We start from the raw sequence: 11,297 nt of genomic DNA, 5'->3' as shown, positions 1-11,297 counted from the left end.
TCGGCCTTCAATTCGCGGTTGCAACGAACGGACGGTCTTTCTCCGCGTCGTAGGCAGCGTCGCTCATCGGCTTCTCCTCGCGCAGCTTACCGGCGAGGGTCATCCAGATGTTGTAAGTCATCACGAGCGAACCGGCGAGGTAGAGCAGCCCGCCAAACGCGCGCAGGACATACATCTCGAACAGCGCCTCAACGGTATCGGCGAAGCTGTTCACCAGATAGCCGTCCGCCCCGTATTCGCGCCACATCAGGCCTTGGGTGATCCCCGCTACCCACATGCTGGCGGCGTAGAAAACGATCCCCACAGTCGCGAGCCAGAAGTGCCAGTTGATCATCTGTAGCGAGTACATTCGCTCGCGCTTCCACAACCGCGGCACGAGGTAGTAAAGCGCCGCGAAGGTGATCATTCCGTTCCAGCCGAGCGCGCCGGCATGGACATGGCCGATGGTCCAGTCGGTGTAGTGCGACAGCGAATTGACCGCCTTGATGCTCAGCATCGGCCCTTCGAAGGTTGCGATGCCGTAGAAGGCCAGCGCCATCACCATCATGCGGATGATCGGGTCGGTCCGGACCTTGTCCCACGCGCCGTTGAGCGTCATCAGCCCGTTGATCATGCCGCCCCAGCTGGGCATCCACAGCATGATCGAGAACACCATGCCCAGCGTCTGCGCCCAGTCGGGCAGCGCCGTGTAGTGCAAATGGTGCGGCCCGGCCCAGATGTAGAGGAAAATCAGCGACCAGAAGTGGATGATCGACAGGCGGTAGGAATAGATCGGTCGCTCGGCCTGCTTGGGCACGAAGTAATACATCATGGCCAGGAAGCCTGCGGTCAGGAAGAAGCCGACCGCATTGTGACCGTACCACCATTGCGTGAGCGCATCCTGCACCCCGGCAAAGGCGCTGTAGCTGCGCGATCCCACCATGCTGACCGGCATCGCCAGATTGTTGACGATGTGCAGCATCGCGATCGTGATGATGAAGGCGAGGTAGAACCAGTTGGCGACATAGATGTGCGGTTCTTTGCGCTTCAGGATCGTGCCGATGAACACCGCCGCATAGGCAACCCAGACGATCGTCAGCCAGATATCGACATACCATTCCGGCTCGGCATATTCCTTGCTTTGGGTAATCCCGAGCAGATAGCCGCTGGCCGCCAGCACGATGAACATCTGGTAACCCCAGAACACGAACCGCGCGAGACTGGGGAAGGCAAGCTGGGCGCGGCAGGTCCGCTGGACGACGTAGAAGCTGGTCGCGATCAGCGCGTTGCCACCGAACGCGAAAATCACCGCCGAAGTGTGCAGCGGGCGCAAGCGACCGAAATTGAGATAGGGCTGGAAATTGAGCTCGGGGAAGGCAAGCTGCAGGGCGATGAACAGGCCGGCGAGCAGCCCCACGAGGCCCCAGAAGGTCGTTGCCAGCACACCCCAGCGAATGACGTCGTCGTCATAGCGCGAAGGCCCTTCGGGCATGCGGAAGAAGCCTTGCGCCTTGCCCACCGGGTCAAAACGCGCCGCGCTCATCCACATGAGCACGAAGGCGACCGTACCGACGATCCAGGCGTGCGCCGCAAATCCGCTGTCGACCGCAGTTGCCGCAGCGACAATCGCCAGCACCAATACCCCGAACCATAGGCCTACGCGGCCAAGCGCAGCTTCCGCTTGCATTCAGTTTCTCCGTCTGATGGGGTCGCGTCTATGGCGGGCTGAGGCAGGCCGCATTGATCCAGGTCAAATCGTAAAAATATTCAAACGGCTGCAGCAAGATGGCCGGCGCGAGCCTGCAAGGCGGCAATATCGCAAAGGTGCACGTCCGAGCGGCCCGAGGTTTCGATCAGGCCTGCTTCCCGCAGTTCGGTGAGCTGGCGGCTGATCGTTTCGATCGTCAGGCCGAGGCTGTCCGCCATATCGCGGCGCGACATCGGGAGGTGCAGCAGACAGCCGCCATCCTTCGGCGTCCCTATCCGCTCGGCCATGGTGACGAGGAACCCCGCCACCCTTTCCTGGGCAGTCTTGCGCCCCAGCGTGATCGATTTCTCGCGGCTGCGGCGCAAGGAGGTGACGACGCGATCGAGCACTTCGTTCAACAGGCCGGGCTCGCTCCGCGCGAAGCCGAGGAACTCGGCGGCGGGAAAGGCGATCAACTCGCAGTCCCGCAACGCGGACAGCGTATAGGAATGCGCACCGCGCGCCGAAACCGGTACGAGATCGCCTTCGAAATGGAAGGCCACCACCTGCTCGCGTCCGCCGGAAGCATGCGCCACGAGCTTGGTCGCCCCTTGTGCCACGAAGACGATCTGGTCCTGGTCGCCATCTTCGAGGATGGCTTCCCCGGCACTCGCGCTGGCATAGCGACCCATAGCCTGGAGCCGTAAATAGGCCGCATCCGCCAGATTTTCGGGGAGGATAGCCTGGACGAACCGCTCGAACAGCTCGGGAAAGGTCGTTGTCGCCGGGATCCGGTGGTATTGCATGCCCAAGCTATGCAGGCGCAAAACCTGCCGGTCATTGATCCTGGTCAATGAACTCGCAGCGGATCGGCGCGATTGAGCGCGCGTCGATGCAAACGAATAGGCCGCACGGCGCTGCCACCCTCCCGCTCGGCGTGACCGGTTTCAAACTGTCGGACGAGTTCGGCCTGGCTCTGCAAGCCGGCGTGGATGTTCCCCTGAACGATCGCGGTCTTGGCCTCAGCGTCGATGCCAAGCGCTATTTCATCGACACCAAGGCCCGCTGGTTCATCGGCAATACGGTCGCGATCCAGACCGGGCACAAGCTCGATCCCTGGGTCGTCAGTACGGGCCTGGCCTATCGGTTCTAGATAGCGCACCGGCCAGTGGGAGAGGCCTATCCGGCGCGATCCTCCAGAGCTTCTGGCTGGAGGATCGCGATCTCCCTGCGACCGAGAACTTCGATCAACCCGTCGTTCTTCATCTTGGTGAACTGGCGACTGACGGTCTCGATCGTCAGTCCCAGAATGTCGGCGATCTGCTGACGCGACAGCGGCAGCATCAACTCACGCGGAGCTCCCTCGACCACCGGACCGCAGGCAGGGGGCGCGAGGCGCTCGGCGGTTTCGAGCAGAAAACTGGCCAGTTTCTGCTCCGCATTCATCCGCCCGAGCAACAGCATCCAACGGCGCGTGCGATCGAGTTCGGTCAAGGTCCGCTCAAGCAATTTGTGCTCCAGCCGTGGATGTTCGCGAGCAAAGCGCTCGAACTCGGCGCGCGGAAACACACAAACCTGCGTGCTGGTAAGGGCTTCCGCGTCATAGGGCGTGATCAGCCCGAACGGACGACCGAGGAAGTCCGAGGGGTACACCAGACCAAGGATTTGTTCCTTCCCATCCGCAGTCTGGGTCGACAGTTTCATGACGCCCTCCACGACATTTGCCACCAGGACCGCATCCTCGCCTTCCCAGAGCAGGCGCTCGCCCGTTTCCAGATGCATAGGCCGGCCAATGTCGTTCAAGAGCGCGATCTCGTCATCCTCGAGTTCGGCGCAGATCGCCCGATTTCGCACCGCGCAGGCCTGGCAGAAGTTCACAGCAATTGCATTCGGGTCGGAAGATCTTTCATAACGAAACCTACGCCCTCGTTGACGAAGACTAAGGGGCTCTTCGGTGCTTGGGCATCGATCGGAGGCGATCCTGTCGATGCGACTCCAGCTGCAGCTCATTCCAATTCGGCCAAAGTCCTAAGCTATCGAGCGGAAATTCGCCTTTAAATGCTAGCCCGACTTCTAGCATACGACCGCTATGGATGGCTACGACCCGTGAATTATCTGCGTCCTCGCACGCCTCGCACGCCCCGCACGCTCGCCGGACGACACCAGCCCCACCTCTCGAAGGGGCCACGACCAGTCTTGAGCGGAATACTGATGCCGGCCTTCGACCGGCGGTGCCTGTAAACAAAGCCCGTTCGTCTTGCTGGGCTGCCGAACGGCAACTTTTGGCGCCCGAAGTGCCGGACCGGCAGCTTGCGACTAAGGGGCCGAAATACCGCTGCGGGTCAAATTTTGGTCAAGGACCGTTTGACCGTCTGGGCCCAGACGCGGCCTTTTATGCAGGCGGGTGATCTGCACAACACGATTTCGGAACGTCGAGCGGCGATGAAACCGGAAAAGCGACGAGGGTGTGACCGCCTGACATGAACGATCGACTAGGCTGTTAAAACAGGAGGCGGCCGCTTGGTCGCCTCCTGTTGAACCAAACCTGCGAGCTCTCAGAAGCGGATGGTACCGGTTACGAAGACCTGCCGCGGGTTGCCGTAGAACGCCGTCAGCGTGCCTTCGGTACCGAGCGAGGGAGTCGGGAAACCATTCGCTCCGATTGGAATTGCCCCGGTCACGGGATCGGCGACGATGAAGGTGTATCCCGAGGTCTTGTATTCTTTATCGGTCAGATTGCGTCCATGAAGACCTATGCTCCAGGCCCGCCCGGGCGCGGAGTAGACCAGGTTCGCATCGAACAGCGCATAGCCGCCCTGGTCGATAAAGGGGTTGGGTACCTCGAACTGATAGGTCTTCGAGCGGTAGGACAGGGTGGTCGTGAAATCGAGATCGCCGGCACCAACCGGGGTCGAATAGGCCAGCGTTGCGCTGCCTGTGTATTTGGGGGTGTTCTGCACTTCGCGGAACTCGGCCACATCGGTCGGCACACCGCCGATATTGGTGATGTACTCGGTGTATTCGGCGTCGATGAAGCCACCGGTGAGCGCGAGCGAGAGGCGGTCCCCGGCGCTCATCAGGTCGCGGCCCAACCGGGCATTCGCTTCCAGTTCGAGCCCCTTGAACGTGGCTCCGCCGGCATTGGAGACCACGCCGCAGAAGCTGGGTAGGCCGCCTACCTGGCATGCGACCGAGCCGGGGATCTGTACGTCGGTGTAATCGGCGTAGAACGCCGCCGCCGCCAGATAGAGCGCGCCGTCCATCAGGCTGCCCTTGTACCCGAGTTCGTAGCTGTCGACCTGCTCGGGGGCGAAGCTCAGGAAAGCCGCAATCTCATCATCGCTGCGCACGCCGTTGCCGTCCAGATCGGGTGCGTTGACGCCGACACCGCGCGGGTCGAACCCGCCGCCCTTGAAGCCCTGCGAGAAGCTCGCATAGAGGTTGTGGTCCGGCGTCGGCTGGAAGCTGAGCGAAGCGCGCGGCGTGAACTTCTTGAATTCGCGGGTGCCGTCGAAATTGGTGCCCGGCGCCCCGAACGGGACGCCCGCACCACCGAAGACGGGCGAGCCGCCACCGAGATAGTTCTGCCGCAGGATGCTGGCCGTCCGCTCGTCCCAGGTGTAGCGGCCGCCGACCGACAGGCTCAACTGGTCGGTCAGATCGTAAGTGAAGTCGGCGAAGACCGCGTAGGTCTCGGTATCGACATCCGCTTCGGTAAACGCAGTCAATCCGGCGAAAGTGTTGAAGATGCGCACGTCGAACAGCGTGTCGGCAGTGGCGTCGAGATAGTAGAAGCCGACCAGACCCGAAAGCCGGTCGCTTTCGTAGAGCACCTGGAATTCCTGGCTGATCTGCTCGTTAAGGTAGATCCCCGGCACATCGACATCGACCGCGGGAAGCGCATCGAAATCGATCGGAGTGAAGGTGTCGTCCTTGCGCCAGGCGCTGATCGAGCGAAGCGTGACCGTATCGGTGAGTTCGGCAGTGATGTTCATCGACAGACCGTAGCCCTCTACCGATTGCTCCGGATCGATGAGCCCGCCGCGGGTGTCGAAGACATTGTCGAGCACCGGTGCCCCGGTCGCCCGACCGGGAATGAGGCGATGGCCGCCGCGCGGGTTGCTGTCGTCCTTGGTATAGTCGCCCGAAATGCGGATCAGGACCGGTTCGTCATAGCCGCCCATCTCGAATGTCGCGCGGGCAGCGAAGACATCCTTGTCGTAATTGTCGAGCCCCGTCGTCAGGTTCTCGCCATAGCCGTCGCGCGTCAGTTTTGCGACCGCACCGCCGACCCGGATCAGGTCGCTGAGGGGTGCAGAGACACTCAGCACGCCGTCCATCTGGTCGTAGGTGCCATAGGTCGCGCGAGCACGAAGCGAAAATTCCTGCGGCAGGTTGCGGGTGACGTATTTGACCGCGCCGCCGATCGTGTTGCGCCCGTAGAGCGTGCCCTGCGGGCCACGCAGCACTTCGATCCGTTCGACGTCGTAGATGTCGAGAACCGCCGCCTGCGGACGGTTGAGATAGACGTCGTCGAGATAGATGCCGACACCCTGCTCGAAGCCGGAGACGGGATCCTGCTGACCCACGCCCCGGATAAAGGCGCTCAGGGTGGAATTGGTGCCGCGCGACGCCTCTAGCGTCGTGTTCGGCGTCGTCTGCGCGATATCGGTAATGTCGATCGCGCCCGCCTGCTCCAATGCCGCGCCGCTATAGGCGGTGACCGCGATCGGCACGTCGAGGAGACTTTCCTCACGGCGGCGGGCGGTGACGACGATCATCCCCTCGCCAGCCTCGGTCGCGACCGTTTCTTCGGGAACCGGCTGTTCCGGTGCTGCTTGCTGCGCGTGCACGGGCGCTGCAAGCGCGCCCCATGCGAGCGGTACGGCAAGACCAAGCGCGCTGACGGTGCTGGTGAATTTTCTCATTTCGATCTCTCCTCCTGCGCGTGTCTTCGAACCACGCTTGCCCTCTTGTTATTGTAAGATGAACCAGGTTTCAACTTTTGAATTGCGTGCCCGGATAACATGCCTTAGCTAGCGTGACACGATGGCAACAGCGAAGCGCCCCGACCCTCCCGACACGCGATCCGCCAGCCCAGGCAAGGAGCCGCGCACGGCGCGCGGTCGCGCGACCATGCGCAAGCTGCTGGACGCGGCGGCGAAGGAGTTCGGCGATCGGGGTTTTTACGAGGCTTCCATCAGCGACATCACGCGTCGGGCCGGCACCGCGCTGGGAAGCTTCTACACCTACTTCGACAGCAAGGAGGCGATCTTCTCCGCGCTGGTGCGCGACATGAGCGAGACCGTCGCGCGGACCGCCGCGGCTGCGGTATCTCCGGATTCAAGCGGCGTCGATCGGGAGCGCGAAGTGCTGACCGCCTTCCTCGATTTCGCGCGCCACAACAAGGCGATCTACCGCATCATCGACGAGGCCGAGTTCGCGGATCCAGCAAGCTACCGCGCGCATTATGAAGGTGCTGCCACCCGCATCGCGGCTCGTCTCGAACAGGGCGTGGCCGACCGTTCCGTTCGGCCCGGCGACAATGAAGTGCGTGCCTGGGCAATCATGGGCATGAACGTCTTCCTCGGCTTGCGTTACGGCGTCTGGGAGGACTCGCGGCCCAGCGAAGAGATCGCTGGCGCTGCCGAAGACCTGCTTCGCAACGGCATCGCCGCACCAACCCCGAAGCGCAGCTAATGGAGCACAAGGAATGAGCGACCGGGCCGTTGTGCCGGAATCGCGCGACAGTTCGCGCCGGGGCATCGTCCTGGCGATGCTGTTGCTCGTCTACATCTTCAATTTCGTCGACCGGCAGATCCTCGCGATCCTGGCTGCTCCTATCCAGGCGGAGCTTGACTTGAGCGATGGCCAGATGGGTCTTCTGGGCGGGCTGGCTTTTGCGCTGCTCTATTCTACCCTGGCCGTACCGCTCGCGGTGTTGGCAGACCGCACCAGCCGCAGCTGGGTGATCACCGTTTCGCTGGTGGTGTGGAGCGGGTTCACGGCCTTGTGCGGGCTGGCGCAGAACTTCTGGCACCTCCTGTTCGCCCGCGTCGGCGTGGGCGTCGGCGAAGCGGGCGGGGTGGCGCCGTCCTATGCCCTGATCGGCGATTATTTCCCCAGCGAGCGGCGCGCATCCGCGCTGGCGATCTATTCGCTGGGCATACCCGTGGGATCGGCAGTGGGCGTGCTCGCAGGCGGCTATATCGCGGCAAAGGTCGATTGGCGTCTGGCCTTTTTCGTCGTCGGCCTGGCCGGCCTGCTGGTCGCGCCGGCGTTCAAGCTGCTGGTCAAGGATCTGCCCAAACACGCGCCGCTGCCAGCCGCTTCACCCGGAGCGAATTCCGCCAGCCTGGCTTCGACCGCCAGAATTCTCGCTGCCAAGCCCGCCTTCTGGTTCATGGCATTCGGGGCGGCGACCTCCTCCGCATTGGCCTACGGGATCGGCTTCTGGCTCCCCAGTCTCCTCATTCGCAGCTTCGGCCTCGATCTGGTGGGTACCTCGCAATTCATCGGTGCACTGCTGCTGCTGGGCGGCGTCACGGGAATGCTGGCCGGCGGCTGGCTGGGCGACAAATTGGGCAAGCGCGACCGCGCCTATTACAGCTGGCTGCCGAGTATCGCCTTTCTCTTGGGGGCGCCCCTGTTTGCCGCCGGAATTCTCAGCACCGACGTGAAGCTTGCCTTTCTGCTGTTCCTGATCCCCCAGGCCCTTTCCTATGTGTGGCTCGGTCCGGTACTCTCCGCAGTCCAGCATCTGGTCGAACCGGCCGCTCGATCGACCGCCTCGGCACTGTTCCTTTTGATCAACAATCTGATCGGGCTCGGCGGCGGAATTTTCGCGCTGGGTGCATTGTCGGATTTCCTGATTCCCTATTACGGAGACGAGGCGCTGCGCTACTCGATGCTGTATTCGCTTGGTCTCTACGCCATTGCCGCACTGCTGATGGCGCTCGCCGGACCGAGCTTGAGACGCGATTGGGTCGAAGAGTAGCCGCTTTGGCAACCTGACTGGATCGGCTGTCTGGTTCGGCCTTGCCGCCATCGCAGCTGCGTGCCGCTCAGCTGGCGAAGAAAGACCAGATCTGCTGCACGGACAGAACCAGGAACAGGAGCGCGGCTACGCTCAGCACCGAATTCGACAACCAGCCGTTTCGGTCGGCCTTCGGGACACGCTTGGAGTTCAGCAACAGCAGCAAGGTGACGGCCAGGAACGGCATGAAGAACGCGCCGACCACTCCGTAGATGATGACCAGGAGGAAGGGCTCCTCGAAGAACAGCAGCGTCATCGGCGGGAAAGTAAGCCACAGCAGGAAAGCGCGGAACGGCCATTCGCGTTCGGGGCGCTCGCTGCGCTCGCTCCGACCACGAACATGCTCCACGAAGTCAGAGAAGAGCAGGCTGACCCCATGCCAGACGCCAAATAGCGACGACATCGCGGTCGCCGCGAATCCCAGAAGAAACGCGACCGCCACCGGACGCCCGAACCGCTCCTCCAGCACATCGGTCAGGTTGAGCAATCCCCGGTCGCCCCCTGCGAGAGCGATCTGCGCGCTGTGCAGGAGTTCGGCCCCGACGATGAGCATCGAGACGACGAAAACCCCTGTCACCGTGTAGGCGGTATAATTGTCCAACCGCATCATCGGAATCCACGACGGACCGTGCCACCCCTTCGTGTTGACCCAATAGCCGTAAGCGGCGGTGGTGATCGTTCCCCCGACGCCGCCGATCAGGCCGAGCGTGAAGAAGATCGAGCCCTCGGGCAGCGCAGGGACGAGCCCGCCGACCACATCGCCCAAGCGCGGTGCAACCAGAATGGCGAGCCCGGTCATCACCACGAACATGATCGCGACGAGCACCTTCATCACCCGCTCGAAGGTCTCGTATCGATTGAGCGCGACGAAAAGGAAGCTGGTGATCCCGGCAAGGACGGCCCACGCCGGAAGCGGCAGGATGGGAAACAGGGCAGCGAGCGGCAGCGCCGTCGCGCTCATCGCGGTCGCACCGTAGATGAAGCCCCAGACGAGGATGTAGATACCGAAATACCAGCTCGTCCATGCTCCCAGGGAGCGCCACCCCTCGAAGATCGTCGTTTCGGTCGAGAGGTGATAGCGCGCGGCGCCTTCGGACAAAGCGACCTTCACGACGCATCCCAGAACGGCGGCCCAGAGCAGGGCATAGCCGAAGCGTGAGCCTGCGATGAGAGTGGCAACCAGATCGCCCGCCCCCACTCCGGTTGCCGCGGCCACAATGCCGGGACCGATCAGCTTCCAGCGCACGGAGCGCGGTGGGGACGCGTTCACTGGTTCACTCGGCACTTCGGCGCGAGCCTCATCTACAGCAGGCAAGCGGCGCTCTTTCTCGGGCATCGACCAAACTCCCATGGGTATTCGCCTCGCTTGAAGCTGGAGCAACTAAGATCGGCAAGCTCTCACTCCTGTAACTGCGGATCTAGTCTTACTCCATGGAGCGAGATCGATCTGCCCAGCGGCAGACGCTGTCACACTGGAGAAACTGGTCGAACCAGGCAATGCGTCGAGATAGCGGATAGCGCTGACTGTGGGGGAACGGATTACAGGCTCTCCGTGAGCTTGGCCGCCAGGCTCGAACAAACACGAAAAGCCGCTGCAGGGAAACACTCGGGTCAGTGTGGAAAGCACTTGTTTCGATACGCCCACCGGGCTTGCACCATGCCTATGCGCGTGTGCCTTGGCCATTTCCAAAAACGAGGCAAACAGGCACCACCTGATCGAGATACTCAAACTGAACCGGCCGCTTTCCAGCGGCGGGATGCCGGACGCGCGGATCTACGTGGGATATGAACTTCGATGCCGGGATCCTGAGAGGGAATGCGAAGCGCGTCCTCGATTTCTATGCGAGTGCCTGCGAGGCTGCGGCGGACGATGGCAGGCATATCCTGTTCGGCTCGGACTGGATCATGCTCGGCCGCGAGCCGCGCGCCGGCGGCTACCTCGCGCAGATTCGCGCAGTGGCGGCGAACCAAACGTTCTGGCGAGACAAGGTCGACCGGCTGTTCGGACAAAACTTGCTCCAGTTCCTTAAGCGCGCGCCTGCCTGACAGGCCCCAGTCCAGCGCACAGGGCCCTTTCCTTGGATCATGGCAGGTCGAAACAGGCTTCCATGGTCCAAAAGCAGGTGAACCGCCGCTTGAAGGTTGAATTCGGCTCTAGCCGCGTCAGGCAGGGGCTCCATGCCATCAAGGCTGCCGCTCAGCTTACTTTCGATAAGTTAGCGCGCTGCAGTCTGGCAGGTAATCGGCCGCATGTGGACTTTTCAGCTAAGTTCGAGGAAATTCGAGACCTGCCGGCGGGCAACATTCATTGCCGATCTCCCCTAATCGCAACCGGCCGCGGCAGTGCTTTCGTTTCGCAATCCGGACCCATCCAGACCGAATACGGTAATCGTCCGCTCGCCGCCGAATTCTTCGCGCACGGCTATGAGACCTTGACGCTCGAGGTGGTCGAGCAGGCGACGGACACGGCTTGGCGACGAACTGCCATACACGCGTGCCACCTCCTCCTCATCTGGACCGGCGCGGCCCTGCGCTGCGGCGGCGGCGATCGTAAGATATGGCGCCAGCACATCCTCTGGCACATTCTCGGCGAGC

At 62.4% G+C, this 11,297-nt stretch carries 10 protein-coding genes (1 of these 10 running past the window's edge); 4 read left to right on the top strand and 6 right to left on the bottom strand.

What is annotated here, in order from left to right; all coding sequences use genetic code 11:
* Positions 1 to 7: 7 nt before the first annotated feature.
* Positions 8 to 1,666, bottom strand: coding sequence for a cytochrome-c oxidase, cbb3-type subunit I (ccoN, locus tag ACWIKC_RS01975; protein ID WP_454598462.1), 1,659 nt, complete (start codon positions 1,664 to 1,666; stop codon positions 8 to 10).
* A gap of 80 nt (positions 1,667 to 1,746) precedes the next feature.
* Positions 1,747 to 2,472 (bottom strand): Crp/Fnr family transcriptional regulator, encoded by a 726-nt coding sequence (locus tag ACWIKC_RS01970; protein ID WP_454598461.1) that lies wholly within the window; start codon positions 2,470 to 2,472, stop codon positions 1,747 to 1,749.
* 47 nt (positions 2,473 to 2,519) lie between these two features.
* Here ACWIKC_RS01970 and ACWIKC_RS01965 point away from each other — a divergent pair, with 47 nt between their 5' ends.
* Positions 2,520 to 2,819, top strand: a complete 300-nt coding sequence (locus ACWIKC_RS01965; protein WP_454598460.1) for an OmpW/AlkL family protein — start codon at positions 2,520 to 2,522, stop codon at positions 2,817 to 2,819.
* A gap of 26 nt (positions 2,820 to 2,845) precedes the next feature.
* Here the strand turns inward: ACWIKC_RS01965 and ACWIKC_RS01960 are convergent, their stop codons facing one another.
* Positions 2,846 to 3,676 carry a Crp/Fnr family transcriptional regulator gene (locus ACWIKC_RS01960; protein ID WP_454598459.1) on the bottom strand — a complete coding sequence of 277 codons (831 nt, stop codon included), beginning with the start codon at positions 3,674 to 3,676 and terminating at the stop codon, positions 2,846 to 2,848.
* A gap of 545 nt (positions 3,677 to 4,221) precedes the next feature.
* Positions 4,222 to 6,594 carry a TonB-dependent receptor gene (locus ACWIKC_RS01955; RefSeq protein WP_454598458.1) on the bottom strand — a complete coding sequence of 791 codons (2,373 nt, stop codon included), beginning with the start codon at positions 6,592 to 6,594 and terminating at the stop codon, positions 4,222 to 4,224.
* A gap of 121 nt (positions 6,595 to 6,715) precedes the next feature.
* Between ACWIKC_RS01955 and ACWIKC_RS01950 the strand changes: the two genes are divergently transcribed.
* Both ACWIKC_RS01950 and ACWIKC_RS01945 read left to right on the top strand, forming a co-directional pair.
* Entirely contained in the window at positions 6,716 to 7,366 is a 651-nt protein-coding gene (locus ACWIKC_RS01950; protein WP_454598457.1) for a TetR/AcrR family transcriptional regulator, read from the top strand.
* A gap of 13 nt (positions 7,367 to 7,379) precedes the next feature.
* The gene (locus ACWIKC_RS01945; protein WP_454598456.1) at positions 7,380 to 8,663 is read left to right on the top strand and encodes a spinster family MFS transporter; all 1,284 of its coding nucleotides are present in this window, start codon (positions 7,380 to 7,382) and stop codon (positions 8,661 to 8,663) included.
* Between the two features lie 67 nt (positions 8,664 to 8,730).
* On the opposite strand, the gene ACWIKC_RS01940 is transcribed toward ACWIKC_RS01945, so the two are convergent.
* Positions 8,731 to 10,038 carry an Nramp family divalent metal transporter gene (locus tag ACWIKC_RS01940; protein WP_454598455.1) on the bottom strand — a complete coding sequence of 436 codons (1,308 nt, stop codon included), beginning with the start codon at positions 10,036 to 10,038 and terminating at the stop codon, positions 8,731 to 8,733.
* A gap of 449 nt (positions 10,039 to 10,487) precedes the next feature.
* Here ACWIKC_RS01940 and ACWIKC_RS01935 point away from each other — a divergent pair, with 449 nt between their 5' ends.
* Positions 10,488 to 10,748, top strand: a complete 261-nt coding sequence (locus ACWIKC_RS01935) for a hypothetical protein (protein WP_454598454.1) — start codon at positions 10,488 to 10,490, stop codon at positions 10,746 to 10,748.
* A gap of 275 nt (positions 10,749 to 11,023) precedes the next feature.
* Here ACWIKC_RS01935 and ACWIKC_RS01930 read toward each other — a convergent pair whose 3' ends face one another.
* Positions 11,024 to 11,297 carry the end of an AAA family ATPase gene (locus ACWIKC_RS01930; protein ID WP_454598453.1) on the bottom strand. 1,262 nt of this gene lie beyond the right edge of the window, so the window shows 274 of its 1,536 coding nt (coding positions 1,263-1,536); its start codon lies beyond the right edge, outside the window; its stop codon occupies positions 11,024 to 11,026.

This window comes from Qipengyuania sp. SM2507 (assembly GCF_053714505.1).
This window is presented reverse-complemented; position numbering and strand designations above follow the sequence as displayed.

Bases quoted from the DNA above. Each gene is read 5' to 3' on its own strand.
- ccoN (WP_454598462.1), bottom strand. From the start codon at position 1,666: ATGCAAGCGGAAGCTGCGCTTGGCCGCGTAGGCCTATGGTTCGGGGTA.
- ACWIKC_RS01970 (WP_454598461.1), bottom strand. From the start codon at position 2,472: ATGCAATACCACCGGATCCCGGCGACAACGACCTTTCCCGAGCTGTTC.
- ACWIKC_RS01965 (WP_454598460.1), top strand. From the start codon at position 2,520: ATGAACTCGCAGCGGATCGGCGCGATTGAGCGCGCGTCGATGCAAACG.
- ACWIKC_RS01960 (WP_454598459.1), bottom strand. From the start codon at position 3,676: ATGAGCTGCAGCTGGAGTCGCATCGACAGGATCGCCTCCGATCGATGC.
- ACWIKC_RS01955 (WP_454598458.1), bottom strand. From the start codon at position 6,594: ATGAGAAAATTCACCAGCACCGTCAGCGCGCTTGGTCTTGCCGTACCG.
- ACWIKC_RS01950 (WP_454598457.1), top strand. From the start codon at position 6,716: ATGGCAACAGCGAAGCGCCCCGACCCTCCCGACACGCGATCCGCCAGC.
- ACWIKC_RS01945 (WP_454598456.1), top strand. From the start codon at position 7,380: ATGAGCGACCGGGCCGTTGTGCCGGAATCGCGCGACAGTTCGCGCCGG.
- ACWIKC_RS01940 (WP_454598455.1), bottom strand. From the start codon at position 10,038: ATGCCCGAGAAAGAGCGCCGCTTGCCTGCTGTAGATGAGGCTCGCGCC.
- ACWIKC_RS01935 (WP_454598454.1), top strand. From the start codon at position 10,488: ATGAACTTCGATGCCGGGATCCTGAGAGGGAATGCGAAGCGCGTCCTC.